Origin of the sequence: Nonomuraea sp. NPDC052116 (assembly GCF_040680035.1) — a bacterium.
In the GTDB taxonomy this organism is placed as follows: Bacteria; Actinomycetota; Actinomycetes; order Streptosporangiales; family Streptosporangiaceae; genus Nonomuraea; species Nonomuraea angiospora_A.
In genome coordinates, this window is record NZ_JBFAWA010000004.1 from 42532 (window position 1) to 63689 (window position 21158).

Annotated in this window: 22 protein-coding genes; 9 read left to right on the forward strand and 13 right to left on the reverse strand. The window is 69.5% G+C overall.

Translation table 11 applies throughout. The features are described 5' to 3' along the window. The first annotated feature begins 25 nt into the window (after positions 1-25). Positions 26-682, forward strand: coding sequence for a class I SAM-dependent methyltransferase (locus AB0L65_RS08270; RefSeq protein WP_364241914.1), 657 nt, complete (start codon positions 26-28; stop codon positions 680-682). 76 nt (positions 683-758) lie between these two features. Further along, a complete protein-coding gene (locus AB0L65_RS08275) occupies positions 759-1376 on the forward strand; it encodes an NUDIX domain-containing protein (RefSeq protein ID WP_350725411.1) in 618 nt (205 codons plus the stop codon). 489 nt (positions 1377-1865) lie between these two features. Here AB0L65_RS08275 and AB0L65_RS08280 read toward each other — a convergent pair whose 3' ends face one another. The 9 genes from AB0L65_RS08280 to AB0L65_RS08320 form a co-directional block, all read right to left on the reverse strand. Further along, complete coding sequence (locus AB0L65_RS08280; RefSeq protein WP_364241918.1) at positions 1866-4718, reverse strand: CDP-glycerol glycerophosphotransferase family protein; 2853 nt, start codon at positions 4716-4718, stop codon at positions 1866-1868. 104 nt (positions 4719-4822) lie between these two features. Next, a complete protein-coding gene (locus tag AB0L65_RS08285; RefSeq protein WP_364241921.1) occupies positions 4823-5137 on the reverse strand; it encodes an MGMT family protein in 315 nt (104 codons plus the stop codon). Then, on the reverse strand, positions 5125-5484 hold the full coding sequence (locus AB0L65_RS08290) for a hypothetical protein (protein WP_364241924.1): 360 nt from the start codon (positions 5482-5484) through the stop codon (positions 5125-5127). The genes AB0L65_RS08285 and AB0L65_RS08290 overlap by 13 nt, the downstream gene beginning before the upstream one ends. Positions 5485-5506: 22 nt before the next feature. Beyond that, entirely contained in the window at positions 5507-6661 is a 1155-nt protein-coding gene (locus AB0L65_RS08295) for a S8 family serine peptidase (RefSeq protein ID WP_364241927.1), read from the reverse strand. After that, entirely contained in the window at positions 6655-7455 is an 801-nt protein-coding gene (locus AB0L65_RS08300) for a hypothetical protein (protein WP_364241930.1), read from the reverse strand. The genes AB0L65_RS08295 and AB0L65_RS08300 overlap by 7 nt, the downstream gene beginning before the upstream one ends. Positions 7456-7662: 207 nt before the next feature. Beyond that, complete coding sequence (locus AB0L65_RS08305) at positions 7663-8871, reverse strand: S8 family serine peptidase (RefSeq protein ID WP_364241933.1); 1209 nt, start codon at positions 8869-8871, stop codon at positions 7663-7665. Positions 8872-8891: 20 nt separating this feature from the next. Continuing rightward, positions 8892-9608 (reverse strand): hypothetical protein, encoded by a 717-nt coding sequence (locus AB0L65_RS08310; RefSeq protein WP_364241936.1) that lies wholly within the window; start codon positions 9606-9608, stop codon positions 8892-8894. Between the two features lie 45 nt (positions 9609-9653). Then, complete coding sequence (moeZ, locus tag AB0L65_RS08315; protein WP_350725428.1) at positions 9654-10835, reverse strand: adenylyltransferase/sulfurtransferase MoeZ; 1182 nt, start codon at positions 10833-10835, stop codon at positions 9654-9656. 43 nt (positions 10836-10878) lie between these two features. Beyond that, positions 10879-11784, reverse strand: coding sequence for an alpha/beta hydrolase (locus AB0L65_RS08320; RefSeq protein ID WP_364241939.1), 906 nt, complete (start codon positions 11782-11784; stop codon positions 10879-10881). A gap of 885 nt (positions 11785-12669) precedes the next feature. On the opposite strand from AB0L65_RS08320, the gene AB0L65_RS08325 reads away from it, so the two are divergent. Together AB0L65_RS08325 and AB0L65_RS08330 are read left to right on the forward strand one after the other, a co-directional pair. Continuing rightward, the gene (locus tag AB0L65_RS08325) at positions 12670-13062 is read left to right on the forward strand and encodes a hypothetical protein (protein ID WP_364241942.1); all 393 of its coding nucleotides are present in this window, start codon (positions 12670-12672) and stop codon (positions 13060-13062) included. Positions 13063-13451: 389 nt separating this feature from the next. After that, positions 13452-13790 (forward strand): hypothetical protein, encoded by a 339-nt coding sequence (locus AB0L65_RS08330; protein WP_364241944.1) that lies wholly within the window; start codon positions 13452-13454, stop codon positions 13788-13790. A 498-nt stretch (positions 13791-14288) separates the two neighbouring features. On the opposite strand, the gene AB0L65_RS08335 is transcribed toward AB0L65_RS08330, so the two are convergent. The 3 genes from AB0L65_RS08335 to AB0L65_RS08345 all read right to left on the reverse strand — a co-directional run bounded on the left by AB0L65_RS08335 (position 14289) and on the right by AB0L65_RS08345 (position 16577). Further along, a complete protein-coding gene (locus AB0L65_RS08335) occupies positions 14289-14645 on the reverse strand; it encodes a hypothetical protein (RefSeq protein WP_364241947.1) in 357 nt (118 codons plus the stop codon). 340 nt (positions 14646-14985) lie between these two features. Next, positions 14986-15327, reverse strand: a complete 342-nt coding sequence (locus AB0L65_RS08340) for a hypothetical protein (protein ID WP_364241950.1) — start codon at positions 15325-15327, stop codon at positions 14986-14988. 383 nt (positions 15328-15710) lie between these two features. Next, complete coding sequence (locus AB0L65_RS08345) at positions 15711-16577, reverse strand: Ku protein (RefSeq protein ID WP_364241953.1); 867 nt, start codon at positions 16575-16577, stop codon at positions 15711-15713. Between the two features lie 59 nt (positions 16578-16636). On the opposite strand from AB0L65_RS08345, the gene ligD (AB0L65_RS08350) reads away from it, so the two are divergent. The 5 genes from ligD (AB0L65_RS08350) to AB0L65_RS08370 all read left to right on the forward strand — a co-directional run bounded on the left by ligD (AB0L65_RS08350) (position 16637) and on the right by AB0L65_RS08370 (position 19750). Beyond that, positions 16637-17539, forward strand: coding sequence for a non-homologous end-joining DNA ligase (gene ligD, locus AB0L65_RS08350; protein ID WP_364241956.1), 903 nt, complete (start codon positions 16637-16639; stop codon positions 17537-17539). Next, positions 17536-18420: a non-homologous end-joining DNA ligase gene (gene ligD, locus AB0L65_RS08355; protein WP_364241959.1), complete on the forward strand. Its 885-nt coding sequence runs from the start codon at positions 17536-17538 to the stop codon at positions 18418-18420. The genes ligD (AB0L65_RS08350) and ligD (AB0L65_RS08355) overlap by 4 nt, the downstream gene beginning before the upstream one ends. A 44-nt stretch (positions 18421-18464) precedes the next feature. Next, entirely contained in the window at positions 18465-18671 is a 207-nt protein-coding gene (locus AB0L65_RS08360) for a hypothetical protein (RefSeq protein WP_364241961.1), read from the forward strand. A 140-nt stretch (positions 18672-18811) separates the two neighbouring features. Then, complete coding sequence (locus tag AB0L65_RS08365; RefSeq protein ID WP_313043020.1) at positions 18812-19432, forward strand: TetR/AcrR family transcriptional regulator; 621 nt, start codon at positions 18812-18814, stop codon at positions 19430-19432. A gap of 87 nt (positions 19433-19519) precedes the next feature. Then, a complete protein-coding gene (locus tag AB0L65_RS08370; RefSeq protein ID WP_364241964.1) occupies positions 19520-19750 on the forward strand; it encodes a DUF3107 domain-containing protein in 231 nt (76 codons plus the stop codon). Positions 19751-20203: 453 nt separating this feature from the next. Here AB0L65_RS08370 and AB0L65_RS08375 read toward each other — a convergent pair whose 3' ends face one another. Then, positions 20204-20842, reverse strand: coding sequence for a ferritin-like fold-containing protein (locus AB0L65_RS08375; protein ID WP_364241966.1), 639 nt, complete (start codon positions 20840-20842; stop codon positions 20204-20206). Positions 20843-21158: the final 316 nt, after the last annotated feature.

The window sequence follows — 21158 nt, forward strand, 5'->3', positions numbered from 1 at the left end:
CGTAGACGCGACATATCGTGTTTCTATGACTGACAAGGGATACAAGGGCGTCGGCATGGAGGGCGCGATCGCCCGCTGGTACGCCGCGAGCAACGACAGGTCGCCCGACCGGTTCTCCGACCAGGTCGAACGCGTGCGCGAGCTGGCCGAGCCGGGCAGCGAGGTGTTGGAGGTGGCTCCCGGGCCCGGCAACCTGTCGATCGCCCTGGCCGGGACCGGCGACTACACGGTCACGGGGCTCGACATCAGCCAGACGTTCGTCGAGATCGCTCTCGCGAAGGCCGCCGAGGCCGGGGTCCGGGTGGACTTCCGCCGCGGGAACGCCTCCGCGATGCCGTTCGGGGACGGGAGCTTCGACTTCGTCGTCTGCTGCGCCGCGTTCAAGAACTTCTCCGACCCCGTCGGGGCGCTCCACGAGATGCACCGGGTGCTGCGGCCCGGCGGCCACGCCCTCGTCATCGACCTGCGCAGGGACGTGTCCAAGGAGGCCGTGGACGCCGACGTGGCCCGGATGGGGATCAGCGGCCTGTCCAGGGTCTTCACGAGGTTCGCCCTGCGGTCCTTCCTGCCTCGGCGGGCGTACACCGAGCCGGAGTTCGAGGACTTCATCGCGCGGACGCGCTTCCGTACGTACGACATCCACACGTCGCCTCTGGCGCTCGACATCGAACTGCGGAAGTGATCGACAACCTCGCCCACGGAGCGTTCCGGCTTGTAACGTAGGGTCAACATTTCGCCTCGGTGTGGGGGTTGATCGCATGCGGTGGCAGGTCCACTCCGAGAGGTCGCTGTACGCGGACCCGTGGCTGGACATCCGGGTGGCGGATGTGGAGCTGCCCGACGGGCGCCGCCTCGACCATCGGCTCGTACGCATCGCACCCGGCGCGGGGGCGGTCGTCACCGACGACCAGGACCGGGTGCTGCTGATCTGGCGGCATCGCTTCATCACCGACACGTGGGGCTGGGAGATCCCGCTGGGCCAGGTGGACGAGGGCGAGATGCCTCAGGCGGCGGCCGCGCGCGAGGTCGAGGAGGAGACGGGCTGGCGTCCCGGCCCCCTGCGCCCGCTGCTGTCGATCCAGCCGACCAACGGCTTCACCGACAGCCTGCACCACATCTACCGCGCCGACTCGGCCACCCGCATCGGCCCGCCCTCGGACCCGTACGAGGCGGAGCGGGTGGAGTGGGTGCACGCCTCGCGCCTCCGCAAGCTCATCGAGAGCGGCGAGATCGTCTGCGGCACCACCATGTCATCCCTTCTCTACCTCCTCGTGGAGAACCTCCCGAACGGCGGATTCCACCGCACCGAAGACCTCACCTCCGACTACGACCCCAACCGCCGCTTCCTCCTCCCCGACCTCCCAAACCTCTTCTAACGCCACCCCTCAGGACGCCCAGTACGGGGTGAGGCACCGCACGGAGAGCTCGTACCGAAGGGGGCTGGGCGCCGTATGGCGAACGCGCGCTGACGGGGACGGCCCCCGGGTGGGCGTCCTGGACGGGGCTGCGTGCCACGCGATCGGTCCGGCGGGCGGGCGGGTGGACGGTGGTGCGGGGCTGCAGATGGGTGGGTGCGGAGAAAGGCGCGTCCTTGACCACGGAGCCGGTCAAGGATGCGCGTCGTCACGGCGAGCAGCCCGTGAGCCTTCACGACCGGCCATGACAGACGGCCACCGACGTCGGCGCGTGCGGCCCACCGTGCGCAGCCGTAAAGGATGAAGGCCTTAACGGGCGCGCGGCCCACCGTGCGCAGCCGTAAAGGATGAAGGCCTTGATGGGCGCGCGGCCCACCGTGCGCAGCCGTAAAGGATGAAGGCCTTAACGGGCGGGCGGCTGGGAGAGGCGGCCCGCCCAGGAGGCGGCGGCTAGGAGAAGAGGTGATCGACGACGCGCGCCGTGGCCTTGCCGTCGTCGCGGGGGGCGAAGGTGGCGCGGAAGGCTTCGTAGCGGTCGGCGTGGGCCGCCGACACGGAGTCGATGTTGCGCAGGGCCTCGATCACGTCGGCCGACGTCGACAGCACCGGCCCCGGCGCCTGCTCGGCCAGGTCCAGGTAGAGCCCCCGCTTGGTCGAGTATTTGGCCAGGTCGTAGCCGTAGAACACGATCGGCCGGCCGGTGCACACGAAGTCGAACATGACCGACGAGTAGTCCGTCACCAGCACATCCGCCACCAACAGCAAGTCGGCAATATCGGGATAAGTGGTGACGTCGTGGGCGATGTCCGGGACGGCCGGGACCGCCTGCATCGGATGCGCCCGCACCAGGATCTCGTGATCGGCCCCGAGGGCCTCGCGCGTCTTGGCGAGGTCGAGCTTGACCATGGCGTTCTTGCGGTCGTAATCCCGCCACGTGGGCGCGTACAGGATCACCCGCTTACCCTCCACGAGCCCCAGCCGCTCGCGCACGGCGGCGGCCAGCGCCTCGCGGTCGGGCGAGTTGAGGACGTCGTTGCGCGGCAGCCCGCTCTCCAGGATCTCGCCCTTGTAGCCGAACGCCTTGCGCAGCACCGGCGTGGCCCACGGCGACTGCGACAGCAGCAGGTCCCAGCCGCGCACCTCCGCCGCCTGGCGGTGCCAGATCGGCGGCCTCGGGTCGCGCGCCATGTGGGGCTGGTCGTTGCCGATGTGCTTGGCCGGGGTGCCGTGCCAGGTCTGCAGCACGACCTGGTCCTCGCGGGCCCTGAACCAGACCGGCAGGAACGAGTTGGTCACTATGTGGCGGGACCTGGCCAGCGCGGCGTGGTGCTCGCGGCTGCCCGCGCGGATCACGGTCGCGCCGCCGGGCGGCACGAAGGCGCCGTCCTTGACGACCCAGATGTGCTCGCGGTCGTCGCCCCGCCGCAGCCGCTCCTCGTAGATGGCGCGGACGCTGTCGGCGTAGAGGCGGCCGTCGTTGACGACGTAGACGGTCGCGTCGTTCAGCGGCTCGGTGCGCTGGGCCGGGTAGAACACGCGGCGCAGCACGTGGGTGCCGGCCACGCCCCGCTCGTCGGCGGGCCGGGCCTCCTCGACCGTCACGACCGGCACGTCGAAGCGGGTGGAGATCATCCGGTACGTGTGCCCGTCGAGCGTGCGCGGCTCCTCGTCGAGCCCCGGCAGGGCCGCGTGGTCCATGCGCAACGGCACGATCTCGCCCGACGGATGCCGGATCGACATGTTCCAGGTGCCGGAGGCGAGCGGCACGGGCTCGCCGAAGCGGTCCATGGCCGAGGGCTCGACGCGTACGGAGAAGTCCTCGCCGGAGCGCTCCATCGGAAGCAGGTAGGACAGCCCGGAGCGGTGCCGCAGCGTCAGCGTGCGGGAGCCCGGGGCGTCGGGATAGTGGCCGCGCAGCAGGAGCGCGGAGCCCTCCCAGACGGCCGAGGTGATCACCGGCCGGATGCGGTGGGCGGAGACGACCACGCGGTCACGGCGGTCGCCGAGCACGGTGATCTCGCGGTCGCCCACCGGCGTGCGGGTCTCCACGAGGTCGGCGAGCATGACGGAGGCCGCCGGGTCGCCCTTGGGCTCGACCCAGAGCCGCCGCCCGTCCTTCTCCTGCAGCAGGGTGGGCACGGCCAGCCCCACCGTGACCTCCGTGCCGTCGCCGGCCGGGGTGAAGTCGGCGGCGATGCGGTGGCCGCCCAGGCGGGCGTGGCCCTTGGTCACCGTGCGGCCGGGCAGGGAGATCTTCAGCTCCAGGCGCTCACCCTCGACGGACACGCCCTTCAGCTCGGCCCGGTTGGGCTGGAGCACGATCTGCAGCGCCCGGTCGGACGTCCACACCGGCCGGATCCACAGGCCCGGCTTCAGCTTGAGCCCGGTGGGACGCTCGGGCCGGCCGACCGAGGAGCCGCGCAGCAGGCCCGTGGCCCGCGCGCCCCGGCTCCAGAACACGATCTCGGCCCGCCAGGTGGTCGTGTCGGGCACGGACGGGCGGTGCCGCATCCGCCGCCGCACGGCGGACACCACATCGCGTACGGCCCCACGCCAGCGCAGCGGCCACGGGCTCAGCTCGGCGCTGAACCCGGACCAGTCGTAGTTGCAGCCGGGCTCGCGCGCGCCATGGGTGGCCTCGGGCGCGAGCACGCGCCGCGTGCGCATGCGGATGGGCGGCAGCCAGCGCGGCCCGCGCAGCACCACGGTCGCCCAGTTGAACCTGCGGCTGCGGACGGAGAGCCCCGCCAGATACGCGAACCCGGTGACGCGCAGCTTGCCGTCGACCCAGACGATGTCGTCGATGTGGGTCACCGGCACCATGTCGGCGCGCCGCAGCCGGTAGAGGTCGGGTGAGAGCTCGTCGCGGAAGGGCAGGTCCGCGTACCAGCGCAGGCCCTTGCGGATGCGCTTGGACGGTTCGGCGGCGGCCGTCACGACCTTGGTGAGCGTCTCGCCCTCGACGAGTTCCTCGTCGGGCCGGTGCTCGATCAGGTGACATATGACACGCCGCGCGACCGGCAGGTCGTGCTTGACGCGCGCGTCCACGGCCGCGAGGTAGGGCCGGACGAGATCGAGCATCTCGCGCCGCCGCGCCGCGCCGCGCTTGACCGCGAGGTCCATGCGGGACCCGAGTGGGCCGCTCAGCACCTCGGTGTCGTACGCCGCGTCGCGACCGCCGGGGCCGACGGCTCGCAGGACCGCTTCGAGGGGCTCTCCACGATCGCAAAGATCCTGGACAGCCTTGAGGCGGTCGGCGAGCGAATCGCCGCCCTGGCTCTGGGCTGTGACGCCGGTGGCCATTGGGGTGGCACCGCCTTTCGGGCCGCCATTCAGTGTTCTGCCCATGGTAATGCGAGTCACATGTCACAAATTCGCCGGTTCGGCGAAACGGCAGGTCATGACCCTTACTGAAAATCCGCTGAAGGCCCGTCCCAGCGAGCTTCTCTCATGTTCACCCGTTCGCCCCGTAACGGGGTGCCTTCCTCGCGCCAATGGGCCAGGCAGCGTCGCAGGTGGTCAGGGGCCGCGCAGGTGCCGTCGGCGTGGACGACCCGCCACCACGGCACGCCGCCGCCCCACGTCGACATCACCTTACCGACCTGGCGGGGGCCGCCCTCGCCCAGGTATTCGGCGATGTCGCCGTAGGCCATGACCTTGCCGGGCGGGATGCGCTCGACGAGGTCGAGCACCCGCTCGGCGAAGGGGTTCAGGGGGTCCATGCCGCCGGGCCCGCTTCGATGATCTCTTCGAACTTGCCGATCTCCATCGCTCTGCCGCCCGTCACGACCTCGATGACGCCGTCGCGCAGCGCGTAGACCTCGCCGTCCTCGCCCACGAGCCGGGCGCCGAGCGCGGCCGAGAGCCGGACGAGTTGCGCGACCTGCCAGTCGGAGCCGGGCTCGCCGACCAGGTGACCCTGCCAGCGCGCCACCGCGTGCGTGCCGCCCCGGTGCGCGGCCACGATCTCATCATCTCCGCGCAGCCCGAAACCGGCCGGTGCGATGGCCCTTGCAAGCTCCGCGAAGGCGAGTGGCGACTCGCGCACCACCCGCAGCTCGTATCCCATGACGCGGGACCATAGCGGATCTTTACTGTTCCTTGCGCTGATTGAGCACGATGATCGCGCCGCAGAACATGGCCAGCGCGACCAGCACGCCTCCCCCGTACAACCACAGCCGCAGCGGATCGGGCCCCGGCCTGGTCGGCACGGGTGAGTCCTCACCCTGCCCGAAGTGGTCCTGACCTGACATGACGCTGCGCTGCTCGCCGGTCAGCCGCTCAGCGGCGTTGAGGGCGGCGGCCGCGTCGACCACCCCGAACCCGGTCTGGTCGTCGTATCCCGGGGCGGGCCTGCCCCGCGCGCTGGAGGCGAGCGCCTGGGCGACCTGCTCGGGCGGCAGGTCCGGATAGCGCGACTTGACGAGCGCGGCCACGCCCGCCACGAGCGCGGCGGCCGAGCTGGTGCCCTCGGACAGCTCGTAGCCGCTCTTGCGTTTGACCACCGGCACGCCCACGCCGGGCGCGGCGACCAGCACGGAGAGGTTGTCGCTGCTGAACGTGGCCCGTTTGCCCTGCTTGTCGGTGGCCGCCACGCCGATGACCCCCGGGTAGCCGGCCGGGAAGCTCCAGTAGGAGGTGCCGTTCTCCCTGGCGTAGTTGGTCAGGCCGTCGTTGCCCACGGCGGCGACCAGGACGACGCCCTTGCCGAGCGCGTACGAGACGGCCTCGCGCTCGGACTTGACCGGGCCGTAGGAGCCGATGGACATGCTGATGACCTTGGCGCCGTGGTTGGCCGCGTACCGCAGCGCCCGCGCGAGCGGGCTCTCCGAGGTCTGCTCCTCGTCGTCCAGCGGCGGGACGCCCAGCTCGGGGTTGTCGTCGGTGACCATGGGCAGCGACAGGATGCGGGACTCGGGGGCGACGCCGACCAGCCCGTCGTCCTCCCCCGACGCCGCGATCAGCCCGGCCATGGCGGTGCCGTGCCGGCCCGGCGCCGTCTCCTTGGCCACCGCGCCCGCGGTCATGTCGGGGCCCGCGGTCACCCGGCCTTTCAGCTCCTTGACCTGGTCGTCCACGCCGCTGTCCACGACGGCGACGGTGATGCCCCCGCCCTTGGTGACGGTCCAGGCCTGTTCGACGTTGAGGGCGTCGAGCACCCACTGCTGCTGCTCCCGCACGGGGTCGGCGGTGGGTCCCGCCAGGACGAGGAGGGCCGCGGTGAGCGCGCGTACGGTCGCTAGCACACGTTCCCCTGGGTGCAGGGCGGCACCTTGGGCGGGTCCGCGAGGAAGTAGGCGATCTGGTTGCCGACGGACTTCGCGGCCGGCCACAGCTCGGCGTGCAGGATCTCCTCCGGCGGGATCGCGGCCCTGGTCCGGCCGTCGGCGTAGCCGGCCGTGGAGAACACGATGTACGGCCCGGCGCCCACCCAGCCGGTGCGCTGGCGCTGGTCGGGGCCGAAGCGTTCGGTCACCGTGCCGGGGAAGGCGACGGGCAGCACGCCCACGCGGTCGTCCTGGGTGAGCTCTTCGCTCGCCGAGACCCTGGACGCCTCGTCCTTCAGCACGGCCACCCCGACCGTGATCACGAACGAGGCGGTCTGGTCGACGTACGTGGCCCGCAGCATCGTGACGCAGCCGTGGTTGTCCAGGACCCCGGCCACGGAGGCGTCCACGCCCTTGCCGCACTCGGTCTCGGGGGCGATGCCGACGCGCCTGGCGTACTGCTGGGCCCGGTCGAGCCCGAGGTACTTGACCTCTTCGGGGAAGACGCCCGTCGCCGGCCACGCCTGCCAGCGCCTGGCGATCTCCTCCTGTTTGTACTGGTTCTGCTCGGAGGGGGTCAGGGGGCGCGAGCGGGTCTCGGCGAACAGGCCGACCGTGCCGAGCAGCACGACCACGGACGACACGACCACGATGACGCTCAGCAGCATCACGAAGATGCGCCGGTACCGGACGCCCTGCTGGAGCGCCTCCCTCTCGACGCGGTCCCTGGCGGCCGCACGCGTGCGGGAACCCGCCGCCGGCCACGTACGCACACGCGACCGCCGGCCGGTGGTGGCGCCGAGCGGATTCCTCCGTTCCGGCGTGGCCCCGCCCTCGGAACGCGGTAGCCCTGAAGTCGACCTACGAGCCCTCACCACCGCCTCATCCTCGCCGTCCTCCCTGCCCGTTGCCTCACTGCGTGAGGCGGGCTGGGGAGCCGTTGGCGTCCCGTGTCTATTTCGTCCCCCTTAGTAGGCGGATCATGCGTCTTGTGAGCTGTACACCCGACGTACGCGCCTGACCAGGATGAATATGACGCCCAGGGAGGCGAACGCGCCGCCGGCCGCCGCGGCGGCGACGGCCGCGTAGACGGTGACGCGCCTCTCGTCCCTGACGATGACCTGGATGGGAGCCGTCCGGCCGCCGGCCAGCGGCTTGGCCGGGTCCTGGGCCTGGTCGCCCGCGGCGGTCTCGGTGTAGCCGGCCAGCTTTCGGGCCTCGGACAGGGCTCTGGCCGCGTTCACGACGCCGAAGCCGGTGCCGGTGTCGTACCCGCCCGGGGGCCTGTCGGTGGCGCTGGCCGTCAGAGCGCGGGCCACCAGCGGCGGCGACATGCCCGGATATTTGGCTTTGATGAGGGCGGCTATGCCCGAGACCAGCGCGGTCGCCTGCGAGGTGCCCCTGCCGACCCAGTACTCGTCGCCCGGGCCCGCGCCCATGATGTCCACGCCCGGCGCGGCCACCAGCACGGAGGAGTTCCAGTTGGAGAACGTGGCCCGCCGCAGCAGCCGGTCCGTCGCCCCCACCGAGACCACCCCGGGGAACGCGGCCGGATAGGAGTAGGGGGCGAAGTCGCCGTCGATCTTCCGGTCGCCGTCGTTGCCGGCGGCGGCCACGAGCACGACGCCCTTGGAGATGGCGTAGCGGATGGCCGCCCGCTCCTCCCTGGTCGCCAGCTCTTTGGAGATCGACATGTTGATCACGTCCGCACCCTCGTCCACCGCGTAGCGAATGCCCTGGGCCACCACGTCCTCGAAGCGCTCCGCCGAGTTGAACTCCCTGAAACCCGGCTCCTCATCCTCAAGGATGACTCTTACTGACAGTACGTCCGCTTCGGGCGCAACGCCGATGATCCCCAGATTTCCCCCATCGCCATGGCCGTGCCCGGCGATCAGAGAGGCCATGTACGTGCCGTGCAGGCGGCTCGGGGCGACCCCCGGCGGGTTCGCGCCCTCGGTGAAGTCCTTGCCCACCCGCACCGAGCCGACCAGGTCGCGATGGTGCGGATCCACGCCGGAGTCGAGCACCGCCACCGTCACGCCGCCGCCCTTGCTGGTGCGCCACGCCTGGGTCAGCGCCAGCGTCTTGATGACCGGCCGCTGCCCGCCGCGTACGTCGTCCGCCCACGCCGGCGCGGCGGCGTACAGCAGCATCCCGGCCGCCACGGCCGCCGTTCCCCGCCTGAGCATGACCCCCGTACTGCCCCGGCTCAGCACCGCCACTCCTCGGCCGTGCAATCGGGCATCCGCGGCGTGCTCAGGTCGGTCAGCACCCGCTCGGAGATCTCGGTCGCGAAGGCGAAGATCGAGGGCCGCTGCTCGTCCGCCGCGTCCGCGGGCCGGCCGTCCACCTGGCCCGCCGTGGTCAGCACCAGGTACGGCCCCGCCTGCCGCACCGAGCCGGCCTGGCGCACGCCGGGGGTGAAGCGGTCGGCGACCGTGCCGCTGAAGGCCAGCGGATACAGGCCCGGCACGGGTTTGCCGCTGTCGGAGAAGGCGGCTTTCGCGCGTACGGCGTCCAGCTCGTCGCGCAGCGCGACCACGCCGATCGTGACGAGCACGCCGCGCAGCGCGTCGATGTAGGTGGCCCGCAGCAGGCCTCTGCAGCCCGCCTTGCGCAGGGCCTTGACCGCCTTGGGGTCGACCGGGTCGCAGGCGGTCCCGGGCGAGATGCCGATCCGGCTGGCACGTTCCCGGCCGCCCTGCTCGGCGGAGTACGGCAATGTGGCGGGGAAGATACGTCCGCTGGGCCAGGTGCGCCAGCGCTCGGCGACCTCGCGTCTGGCCGCCGCCTGGAGCTCGGCGGCGCTGGGGCCCCGGGTGAGCTCCGTGCCCGCCGCGCTGCCCGACACCCCGGCGGCCACCGCGCAGACCAGAGTCAGCGCGGAGGCCACCACGAGCGTCGGCCACGGACGGGCAGTGTTCACGCCACCGACCTTAACCGGGCCTTCCGGATAACACCCCGGAAACCATCAGTAGGAGGGCAGGCTCGGGTCCACGGTCTTGACCCAGCTCAGGACGCCGCCGCCGACGTGCACGGCGTCGGAGAACCCGGCGTTCTTGACGATGGCCAGGGCCTCGGCCGAGCGCGCGCCGGACTTGCAGTGGAGCACGATGCGCTTGTCCTGCGGCAGCTTCTCCAGGGCGGAGCCGTTGAGGAACTCACCCTTGGGGATCAGCGTGGCGCCGGGGATCGAGACGATCTCGTACTCGTTGGGCTCGCGGACGTCGACGAGGAAGATGCTCTCGCCGCGGTCCTGCATGCCCTTGAGCTCCGCCGCGGTGATCGTGGAGCCGCTGGCGGCCTCGGCGGCCTCGTCCGAGATGGCGCCGCAGAAGGCCTCGTAGTCGTCGAGGAGCTGCGTGACCGTCGGGTTCTTGCCGCACAGGACGCACTCGGGGTCCTTGCGGACCTTGACGTCGCGGTACTTCATCTCCAGGGCGTCGTAGATCATCAGCCGCCCGACCAGCGGGTCGCCGATGCCCGTCAGCAGCTTGATGGCCTCGTTGACCTGGATGGAGCCGATCGACGCGCACAGCACGCCGAGCACGCCGCCCTCGGCGCACGACGGCACCATGCCGGGAGGCGGGGGCTCCGGGTAGAGGCAGCGGTAGCAGGGCCCGTGCTCGGCCCAGAACACGCTGGCCTGGCCGTCGAACCGGTAGATCGAGCCCCAGACGTACGGCTTGCCGAGCAGCACCGCGGCGTCGTTCACCATGTAGCGCGTTGCGAAGTTGTCGGTGCCGTCGACGATGAGGTCGTAGCCGGAGAAGATCTCCATGACGTTCTCTGTGGTCAGCGCCGTGTTGTGGATGACGACGTCGACCAGGGGGTTGATCTCGCGGACGGACGCCGCGGCGCTCTCGGCCTTCAGCCTGCCCACGTCGGACTGGCCGTGGATGATCTGGCGCTGCAGGTTGGACTCATCGACCACGTCGAAGTCGATGATGCCGAGGGTGCCGACGCCCGCCGCCGCGAGGTACATCAGCGCGGGCGAGCCCAGGCCCCCGGCGCCCACACACAGCACCTTGGCGTTCTTCAGCCGCTTCTGCCCCGCCATACCCACATCGGGGATGATCAGGTGGCGCGAGTAGCGGCGCACTTCGTCGACGGTCAGCTCTGCGGCCGGCTCGACCAGCGGTGGCAACGACACTTTCTACGCTCCCGTTCCAGGGGGTCCTATCTCACCTTGAAACCTAGCTGGCGAGTGGGGCATTCCCCAATCGAGTCTCACGGATCAGACGGCGTGCTTCCGCCGCCACGACCTGCGGCATCTCCATCATCGCCACGTGGCCCGCCGTCGGCAGCAAGACAAGCCGGACCTGCGGGAACGTACGGTATGCCTTCGCGGCCATGGCGGGCCGGACCAGCCGGTCATGCCTGCCGTGCACGATCAGGGTCGGGGCCTTGACGTTGGCCGCCTGACGCCACAGGTTGTCCTCGCCACGGCGGAAGTATTCGGCCACGATGCCCCTGGCCGACCCGATCATGGCCTCGCCGGAGTAGGGGAGGTCGTCGCGCCTGCGGAGCTCGTCGATCGCGTCGCGCAGGCGTACGGGATGGACGGAGTTGGTGTTGGCCCAGACCATGGCCACGGAGGCGTTGACGCGGTGCTCGGCGGGCACCAGGCGGAGCCTGCTCGCCACCCATTCGCCCAGTACGGGCACCGCGGCGGCGGCCACCCGGACGGGGCCGTACCTGGGGAGCAGGTCGGGCAGGGCCGGGGAGACGAGGGTGAGCGACCGGACCAGGTCGGGCCGGGTGGCGGCCACCCGGACGGCGACCGCGCCCCCGAGCGAGTTGCCGAACAGGTGGGCCGGGCCCGTGTGCTCCATCAGCTCGGCCACGGCCCTGGCGTGGCCGGCGACGGTGTAGTCGCCGTCGGCCGGGGCCGGCGAGAAGCCCGCGCCCGGGAGGTCGAGGGCGTGGCCGGTGACCGTGTCCTTGAGCTCGTCCATGAGGTCGGTCCAGTTGGTGGCCGACCCGGCCAGGCCGTGCACGAAGACGGCCTGCTCGCGTTGTCCCCTGTGGTCACTCGTCGATCGGACGTGCACCGACCCGACCATGCGACCCGGCCAGTCCGGGACCGGCTTCGCCATCATGCGTCCTCCCCGCCGTTCCTTCTCGTTCTCTCAACGATAACCACCCCGTCTGGGTGAGGTCTGGATTCCGTACAGAAGCCCGCTTACATCACCTTTTCCGGCATCAGGTACACACCGTCACACATGCCTCAAACACCCCGCCAATGCGATCCCCAGCGAGGGTGGCGGCGTCTCGGGGCCCGGCGCGGCCCCCGGATCCGGGCCGGCGGGCGGATCGGTGGTGATCATCGCCGTGTTCGGACATATCGCCATATATCGCGGCTTAGATGTCTAATCGATCTCATCGCATGCCAAGAGTGTGGCAAAAGGCACCGTTCATCGTTTATGGCGCACCAAGGTCGGAAAGCATGACAACCAGCAGCACTTAGCGTGACGGTTGAGGAACACACCGTTAATGGCGGGACAGACCAGCCTCGAACGCACCACCGCCGGGTGCCGCAAAAAGCGGGAGACATTTTCGGAGGGCGCACAATGGCGTCCTCCGAATAATGACGCCGGGCGTAGGCGAAGCGTCCGGCGTAATGGCCATCGACATGTTCGCGGACTTTCATCGGTCCGGGGGCGGCACCGCAGGCAGGCAAATCACCACTCGCAGAACCGGCATGGCCGATGACGACAGGCCAGGCCGGCGCGCGAGCATTGCCATGCGTGGCCGCCCTATCAATTGCGCCACAATCGGACATATCATGCCATTTCATTGGATAGATCTTTAATGCGAGCAATAAGATTGTTAATGCATAGCAAAATAGGGTCTCTCCAGTTTGCCCGCCCGTCGCCCCGGAAATGACATTCAATGGATGACTCTTCAGCAGCCGTCCAAGACCTGTTTTCAGGTACCCGGAAACGTCGAGAACGGGGCAATCGATCCTTTAGGGGGAAAACGCAATGCCCAAGCTCAAGAGTGTTATCGCAGGCCTCGCCGTCAGCACGGCGCTGACCGGCGGCATGGTCAGCGCGGGCGCGGCCACCACTGCGGTCAGCGCCGACGCCATCAAGCTCAACACCTCATCCATCCTCACCGGCACCGACGACGACTTCGACGACGGCATCGACGACGGCCTTCTCGATGACGACCTCGGCCGCAACATCGTCATCGACCGTCGCGACCGTGACCGTCACCGCCGGCAGTGCCGCCGTCACCACGGCGGCTGGGGCGGCGGCGGCTGGGGCGGCGGCTGGGGCTGGAATCGCCACCGCCGCGGCGGCGAGGTCTGCGTCGTCATCCGCAACGACAACGTCAACGACAACAGGCCGGAGCGCCGCCGGCGTACCTGGTAACAAAGCCGTGTGTTAATGGCGGGAAGATGAACGTCCGCACCTTCGGGTAGGTCCAATCTTTCTCGTCTTCCGCGGGGGGTTTAGTGAGGGCTCTCCCGGCCTTTTGGCCGGGAGAGCCCTCACTGCGTTGTACGGCGGAGCGGAGGTGCCATACCAGCACGGCAGGGGGACGGGGCCATGCGGGGTGGAGCCTTTTGTTTCGGCCATGAGGGAGTCTGCGGTCCACCAAATCACGGCAGTTCCGGTTTGCTGGTGATTTGTCCGGAAATATGCAGCGTGCGGGAGATTCCCCAGGAATCGTCCGTAGCGTTTCCCCGTTGCGGCCGGATCTGTATCCGCCTGCACTGGGGGGCGTGAAACAGGGCAATCGAACCTTTAGGGGGAAAACAATGCCCAAGCTCAAGAGTGTTATCGCAGGTCTCGCCGTCAGCTCGGCGCTGACCGGTGGCGTGGTAGCCGCGGGCGCGGCCACGTCACCGGCCGGCGCGGCCGTCCAGGTCAAGTCCGCCGCCCCCGTCCTCACCGGCAACTGCCGTGGCGGGGGCTGGCGCCGGTGCGGCGGGGGCTGGGGCGGCCGCTGGGGCGGCGGACCCTGGGCCTGGGGCGGTCGCGGCTGGGGCGGCGGCTGGGGCGGCTGGGGCCGTCACAACAGGAGCCCCCGGGTCCGGATCGTCATCGTCAACCAGAACCACAACATCAACGGTGGTGGCCACCGTGACGAGTGGTAGGACTCAGACACTGAGCTGAGCATCGGCGCGCCTGTGAGGCCGCCGTAGCGGGCGGAGTCCCCGAGCGATGACACCCCGCCCACGCCGAACGAGTGTCCGTATTCATCGGGACCGGTGCCACCCTCCGACCGGCGCCGCCCAAGCGAATACGGGCACTCACTTCTGTTTTCTACGGTCGGCGCTCCGTCTCATGCGGCCCCCGGCAAGCCGAGCGCCCCTGCCCCCCGGCCCCGGGCGTCATCGCCATGGACCCGTCCATTCCCCGAGAAGAGGACGGTCCGGCCCTCTTCGGGGTGGCCACGGCCGGGGCCATCTTCGGGCGCCGGCGGTACGAGACACGTCGAGTGCCCGTATTCGGTGGGTCGACGTCGTCGCTGTCGGGGCAGACGTCGGGACCCGGTGAATACGGGCACTCGATCGGCGTGGCCGGAGCTTCATCGCTCAGGGGACTCCTGGTGTGGCGCGGCCCGCGCCACCGGTTCGCCTGTGCGGTGAGCTCTACTGCCACGTGGGCTGGTTGTTGTCCTCGTGGTGGTCCATCTCGCGGCGCTCGTCCATGCGCTGCTGCACGTTGCGGTTGCGGTTCGTGTTGATGATGATGATCTTGATGCGGGGCATGCGGTGGTGGCGCCAGTTGGCCCAGCGTCCGCCTCCCCAGCCGCCGCCCCAGCCGCCGCCGCCCCAGCCACAGCGGCCCCAGCCCCCGCCGCCGCCGCACCCGGCCAGGACGGAGGTGGCGGTGCCGACCTGGGTCGCCGCGTCGGCCGCGGACATGGCCGCGCCCACGCCGACCACGCCGCCGGAGAAGGCCGTGCTCAGGGCGAGGCCGGCCATAACACTTTTGAGCTTGGGCATTGCGTTTCCCCCTACAGGTTCGATTGCCCCGTTCCTCACGTTCCCGGCCAATCCCCAAAAACCCGATCGACTAGGAAACGCCCCGGATGATCCTTAACGAATCACCCGCATCATGCATATTTCCGGCTGAAACAGCAAGCAAACTGGAATTGCCGTCATTTGGCCCACCACAGACATCCCCATGATTATGCGCAAACGCCGCACCCTCACATAGATCCGGACACAGCAAGGGCTCCCCAGCCCTGAGGTCTGGGGAGCCCTTTTCGAAAGGCCGCCGTGGAGGCGCGGGGAAATCCCCCAACCGCGAGAACGCGGTCATCCCCGCGCCGTCAGCACACGGCTATGACCAGTTGTCGCCGTTGTTGTGGTGGTCGTGCTCGCGGCGCTCGCGCTCGCGCTCGAACCGGTTGATGTTGATGTTCCGGTTGTGGACGTTGACCCGCACGCGGCTGTTCTGGTGGTGACGACGCCAGCCCCAGCCGCCGCCCCAGCCGCCGCCGCCCCAGCCGCAGCGGCGCCAGCCCCCGCCGCCGCAGCCATTGGCGAGGACGGAGGCGGCGGACTTGACCTGAGCGGCGGCGCCGGCGCTGGCCGAAGTCGTGGCCGCGCCCGCGGCTACCACGCCACCGGTCAGCGCCGTGCTGACGGCGAGACCCGCGAAAACAGTCTTGAGCTTGGGCATTGCGTTTTCCCCCTAAAGGATCGATTGCCCCGTTCTCGACATTTCCGGTTACCCCGGAAAGAGGTCTTGGACGCCTGCCGAAGAGCCATCCATGACATGTCATTTCCAGACAGCAGCCCAACAAACGGCACCTAGCCGGTTTTGCTATGCATTAACAATCTTATTGCTTGCATTAAAGATTTATAGAGCGATATGACATGACTTATCCGGATGTGTCCTATTCGATGATCGCGCCGAAGAGGCCCAGAGGGCAGCACGAAAAACCCCACCTCGCGGTGGGGTGAATGCCTGAGAAAAGCGGCCCGGGGCTCAACGCGAGAAGCGTCGGCGAGGCCGTGGAGCGCCTCCCTTACGGAGGCGTGCGGAACCGCTGAGAAAGGTGTTCAGGCCGTCTTGCGGGGCTTGCGCTTGGCGGGAGCCTTCTCCTCGTCCTTGGACTTGGCGGCGGCCTTCTTGGGCTTGGCGGCCCCGCCCTCCCGCTCCCGCTTCGCGGCCTCCACGCTGGCGCGCAGCGCGGCCATGAGGTCGACCGCCGGTCCGGCTTCCTCTTCCTCGCGGGCCGGGATGACCTCCTTTCCCGCCACCTTCGCCTCGATCACCTGCTGCAGCGCCTCGCGGTACGTGTCGTGGTACTCGCCCGGGTCGAAGTCCGACTCCATGGTGCTGATCAGGGACTCGGCCATCTGGAGCTCCTGAGCCCGTACCTCGATGTCCTCCTCGAGGAAGCCGAAGTCCGGCGTGCGGATCTCGTCGGGCCAGAGCATGGTCTCCAGGACGAAGACGCCGTCCCGTACCCGCAGCGTGGCCAGGGACTCGCGCTGGCGCAGCGCCACCTTGACCACCGCCACCTGGCCCGAGCTCTCCAGGGCGTTGCGCAGCAGCACGTACGGCTTCGCCCCCTGCGCGTCGGGCTCCAGGTAGTACGACTTGGCGAAGTAGATCGGGTCGATCTGCTCGGCCGGGGCGAACTGGAGGACGTCGATCCTGCGGGACGTGCTCAGCGGCAGATCCTCGAAGTCCTCGTCGGTGAGCACGACGATCTCGCCCGTCGGCAGTTCGTAACCCTTGGCGATGTCGGAGTACGGCACCTCTTCGCCGTCCTGCGTGCACACGCGCTTGTAGCGGATCCGGCCGCCGTCCTCACGATGGACCTGGTGGAACGTCACGTCCTTCTGCTCGGTGGCGGAGTAGAGCTTGACGGGTATCGTGACCAGGCCAAAGGAGATCGCACCCTTCCAGATGCTGCGCATGGTCACTCCTCAGCTCTCAATCGTTCGCCAATGGGCACATACCCGTCATGGGGCAACCAATGCCATACCCCGTCGAACCGATGCTGGCCGTACCTGGGGAACTACCGCCCGATCGCGAGAGGTACGGGCTGGAGGTCAAGTGGGACGGCATCCGCGCCGTCGTCCATCTTGACGGCGGACTGAGGGTGACGGGGCGGCACGGGGTCGAATACACGCGGAGGTATCCGGAAATATCCGGTTTCGGGATCAAGAACGCGATCATCGACGGCGAGGTCGTCGCGCTCGACAAGCGCGGCAGGCCCAGCTTCGAGCGGTTGCAGCACAGGATGCACCTGACCGATCCCGAGCCGATCATGCTGGAGCTGTACCCCGTCACGTACATGCCGTTCGACCTGCTCTATCTCGACGGCACGCCGATGTTCGACCTGCCCTACCGCGACCGGCGGGCGCTGCTCGACGAGCTGGACGTCGGCGCGCCCCCGTACTTCCCCGGCGACTCCGACCTGCTCACGGCCACCTCCGAGCAGGGCCTGGAGGGGGTGGTCGCCAAGCGGCTGGACTCCCCCTACCGGCCGGGCACCCGGTCCCCGTGGTGGATCAAGGTGAAGCACCTGCGTACCAGAGAGGTCGTGATCGGCGGCTGGAAGCCCGGCAAGGGGCGCCGGGCGGGCGGGATCGGCTCGCTGGTGATGGGGATGTTCACCGATCGGGGGCTCGCGTACGTGGGGCACGTCGGGACCGGGTTCACCGACACCGTGCTCGACGAGCTCCACCGGCGGATGCGGCCGCTGGAGGTCCCGCACAGCCCGTTCAGCAACGCGGTCCCGTGGCGAAATCGGTGGGTTAGGCCGGATCTGGTCGGGGAGGTGGCCTACACGATGTGGACCGACGAGAAACGGCTGCGCCACCCCGTGTGGCGCGGTCTGCGCCCCGACAAGCTCCCCTCGGAGGTGACGCTGTGAACAGCCCGGCGAAGGTGCCGGTAAAGGTCGACGGGCGAGCGCTGACGCTGAGCAACCTGGACAAGGTCCTCTACCCCGAGTACGGCTTCACCAAGGCCGAGGTCATCGACTACTACAGCCGCGTGGCCCCCGTGCTCCTCCCCCACCTCCGGGGCAGGCCCCTGACCGTCAAGCGCTACCCGAACGGCGTCGGCGGCCAGTCCTTCTTCGAGAAAAACGCCCCCGACCACACCCCGGACTGGGTCAGGCGGGTCAAGCTCCCCGTCCCCGGCAGCACCAAGAACCGCGAGGCCATCGACTTCGCCGTCATCGAGGACCTGCCCACCCTCGTCTACTACGCCAACCTGGCCGCGCTCGAGCTGCACGTACCTCAGTGGCGCGTGGACGAGGACGGCGAGGCGCTGCCGCCCGACACGCTCGTGTTCGACCTCGATCCCGGCCCGCCCGCGACCGTCGTCGAGTGCTGCCGCGTGGCCCTCATGCTGCGCGAGGTGCTGGCGGCCGACGGGCTCACCGCCCTGCCGAAGACCAGCGGGAACAAGGGCATGCAGCTGTACGCCGGCTGGGACTGCCGCGAGGAGCCCTCCGCGTACGCCAAGAGGCTGGCCCGGCTCCTCGAGAAGGAGCACCCCCGGCAGGTCGTCAGCGTGATGACGAGGAAGGCCAGGCCCGGCAAGGTGTTCATCGACTGGAGCCAGAACAACCCGGCCAAGACCACCGTGGCGCCCTACTCGCTGCGGGCCAGGGAGCTGCCGACCGTCTCCACACCGCTGAGGTGGACGGAGGTCGAGGGCTGCGAACAGCCTGAGGAGCTGGTGTTCACGGCGGCCGACGTACTCGCCAGAGTGGAGAAACGCGGCGACCTTTTCGGCCGGGCGTAGGCTGGTGCCGTCCGCACCAAGAGGGGGACCAGAAGATGTCGGAGATGGACACACGCGGGGACGAGCTCTCCTACGACCAGGACGAGGCAGAGCTGTCGATCGAGACGCCCGAGGCCGACGCCGCGGAGCAGCATTTCGAGATCCGCCAGAGCGCCGGGAAGCAGCGCCGCGAGCTGCCGCTCGACGTCGACCCCGCCGACGCGGCCGACCAGGACCGCGTGGTGGATCTCGACGACGACGAATATCGCTGATTACGGCTCCGCCCGAGCCCGCCTCGTGGCGCGGAGGAGCGCCGTTGCCCGGACCGGGGAGCGGAGCAAGGCAATGAACATCTGCTCTGCCCGCACGTAGGATGTCCGCACAGCCCGCTGAGAGACCTATGGAGACCCGCGTGACCGCAACCCCGGACGCGAAGCCCCGGGGCACCCGGCTGCCCCGACTCGCCCGCCGCCGGCAGCTCCTGAGCGCCGCGCAGGAAGTGTTCGTGGAGAACGGCTATCACGCGGCCGCCATGGACGAGATCGCCGATCGTGCGGGGGTCAGCAAGCCGGTGCTCTACCAGCACTTCCCCGGCAAGCTCGAGCTCTATCTGGCGCTGCTCGACCTCCACGTCGACGACATGGTCAACCGCTGCCGGGAGGCGCTGGCCTCCACCCACGAGAACAAACTCCGCGTGCAGGCCACGTTCAGCGCGTTCTTCGACTTCGTCTCGACGCAGGGCGAGGCGTTCCGGCTGGTGTTCGAGTCCGACCTGCGCAACGTCGCGCCGGTGCGGCAGCGCGTGGAACGCTCGCTGCAGGAGTGCGCGGAGATGGTCTCCGTGCTCATCCAGGAGGACACCGGCTGCACCAGCGACGAGGCGCACCTGCTCGGCGTGGGGCTGGTCGGCATGGCCGAGGTGAGCGCCCGCTACTGGGTGACCCAGCACGGCTCGATCCCGAAGGACGCGGCCGAACAACTCATGGCCCGGCTGGCCTGGCGCGGCATCAGCGGTTTTCCGCGTACGGCATAACCCGTTCGCTGGGCGCGATCATCTGCCCCTTCCCGGCTTCGAGCCGCCACGATGGGAGTGAGCCAGCCCGTCGACTAGGGAGCCACGATGGAAGTCAAGATCGGCGTACGCTCCGTACACCGCGAAATCGTTGTCGAGACCGAACTCTCCGCTGAGCAGGTCGAAGAGGAGATCAGGAACGCGTTGTCGGTCGAGCGTGGCGTGTTCGCCCTGACCGACGTGAAGGGCAGGCGGGTGGTGGTGCCGGTGGCCTCGATCGGTTTCATTGAGATCGGTGAGGACCAGGCCCGGCCCGTCGGATTCGGCGGCACCCTCTAGGAGTTTCCTGACCTGGGGGTACGGCTCACCCGCCGTACCCCTCCCAGGGCTTGCCGCCACCCTCCGCGATCGTCTCGCACCCGTGGGGCAGCGCGGCTGCGAGAGGTCGGCGCATGGCGACGGCGCCCGATCGCCCCGGGCTCGCGGGGCAGTGCGCACCCACCGGCCACCCCAAAAGCACGCCCTCAGCGCTGCGTCGGCGAGAAGGCGTGCGGGGAGCGGCGCAACGGCCCCACACCCACCTCGGCGCCACTGGAGCGGCCGGGGGTGGCGCGACACGAGCCCTCACACCCACCTCAGCGCCAGTGGAGCGGCCGGGTGGTGCAACACGAGCAACGGCCCTCGCACCCACCTCGGCTCCGGTGGAGCGGCGGGGGTGGCGCAACTCGAGCCGTGGCCCGCACGGCGACCATCGCCGTCCCGGTGGCTTCGGGGGCCGTGCTCGGGGGACGGTCAGAGGCCCAGGGCGGCCATGCGTTTGTTGTGGGCCTCCGTCAACGTCGCGAAAAGTCGCGAAATATCGGCGGCACCCTCCCCCGACACCAGCAACAGCGCCAGCTCGGGCCGCGCCGAGGCAACCTGCTGCCCCTGGCTCAGCGCCTCGCCGACGAGCCGGCGCGCCCACAGCGCCAGCCGTCCGGCGACCGCGGGCGACGCCTCGATCCCGGCCCTGACCCGCTCGACCGCGAACTGCGAGCGCCCCTCGTCCACCAGCACCTCGTCCACCAGCTTGGCGATCGAGGGATCGAGGTGCCTGGCCGCCTCGCGGTAGAAGTCGAGCGCGATCCCGTCCCCGACGTACGTCTTGACCAGCGCCTGCAGCCAGTCGGCCGGCCTGGTCTGCGTGTGCCAGGCGTCGAGCGCGCCGACGAACGGCGACATCACCTCGTCGGGATCGGCCCCGAACTCGGCCAGGCGGTCACGCAGCAGGCGGAAATGGGCGTACTCGGTCACGGCCAGCTCGCTCAGCGCCGCGCGGTCGGCCAGCGAGGGCGCCAGCGTGGCGGCGTCCTCGGTCATCCGCGCGTACGCACTAAGCTCGGCGTAGGCGAGCACCCCGAGCAGATCGACGACTCCTGGAGACTCCTTCATACGAGGCAGCGTACTTCCGTGAATCTTCGGGAACATACGTAAGCTCGGCCAGCGTTGTGGTATCGAGTACACTGCTCTGTGAAAGTGCGACCGCACTGTGTAAATTCGGGGGTTTCTCCCGAATACCCCCACTTCCGGGTGCGCGGTCGCTGATGACGCGAGAGGGCTGGCTCTACCGCGAGGACCCACGTAACGGGGGCTGTTTCATGCCCGTCGGTCCCGGCAGGCCCGCCTTCATTTGAGAACTGAGGCAGGCCACGCTGACGACTTTCCGAGACCTCGGAGTCACACCAGAGATCGCCGATGCCCTCGAGAC

Bases quoted from the DNA above. Each gene is read 5' to 3' on its own strand.
- AB0L65_RS08325 (WP_364241942.1), top strand. From the start codon at position 12,670: ATGCCCAAGCTCAAGAGTGTTATCGCAGGCCTCGCCGTCAGCACGGCG.
- ligD (WP_364241956.1), top strand. From the start codon at position 16,637: ATGCCATACCCCGTCGAACCGATGCTGGCCGTACCTGGGGAACTACCG.
- AB0L65_RS08285 (WP_364241921.1), bottom strand. From the start codon at position 5,137: ATGGACCCCCTGAACCCCTTCGCCGAGCGGGTGCTCGACCTCGTCGAG.
- AB0L65_RS08375 (WP_364241966.1), bottom strand. From the start codon at position 20,842: ATGAAGGAGTCTCCAGGAGTCGTCGATCTGCTCGGGGTGCTCGCCTAC.
- AB0L65_RS08280 (WP_364241918.1), bottom strand. From the start codon at position 4,718: ATGGCCACCGGCGTCACAGCCCAGAGCCAGGGCGGCGATTCGCTCGCC.
- AB0L65_RS08275 (WP_350725411.1), top strand. From the start codon at position 759: ATGCGGTGGCAGGTCCACTCCGAGAGGTCGCTGTACGCGGACCCGTGG.
- AB0L65_RS08340 (WP_364241950.1), bottom strand. From the start codon at position 15,327: ATGCCCAAGCTCAAGACTGTTTTCGCGGGTCTCGCCGTCAGCACGGCG.
- AB0L65_RS08320 (WP_364241939.1), bottom strand. From the start codon at position 11,784: ATGATGGCGAAGCCGGTCCCGGACTGGCCGGGTCGCATGGTCGGGTCG.
- AB0L65_RS08330 (WP_364241944.1), top strand. From the start codon at position 13,452: ATGCCCAAGCTCAAGAGTGTTATCGCAGGTCTCGCCGTCAGCTCGGCG.
- AB0L65_RS08290 (WP_364241924.1), bottom strand. From the start codon at position 5,484: ATGGGATACGAGCTGCGGGTGGTGCGCGAGTCGCCACTCGCCTTCGCG.
- AB0L65_RS08305 (WP_364241933.1), bottom strand. From the start codon at position 8,871: ATGCTCAGGCGGGGAACGGCGGCCGTGGCGGCCGGGATGCTGCTGTAC.
- AB0L65_RS08370 (WP_364241964.1), top strand. From the start codon at position 19,520: ATGGAAGTCAAGATCGGCGTACGCTCCGTACACCGCGAAATCGTTGTC.
- AB0L65_RS08335 (WP_364241947.1), bottom strand. From the start codon at position 14,645: ATGCCCAAGCTCAAAAGTGTTATGGCCGGCCTCGCCCTGAGCACGGCC.
- AB0L65_RS08360 (WP_364241961.1), top strand. From the start codon at position 18,465: ATGGACACACGCGGGGACGAGCTCTCCTACGACCAGGACGAGGCAGAG.
- AB0L65_RS08345 (WP_364241953.1), bottom strand. From the start codon at position 16,577: ATGCGCAGCATCTGGAAGGGTGCGATCTCCTTTGGCCTGGTCACGATA.
- AB0L65_RS08270 (WP_364241914.1), top strand. From the start codon at position 26: ATGACTGACAAGGGATACAAGGGCGTCGGCATGGAGGGCGCGATCGCC.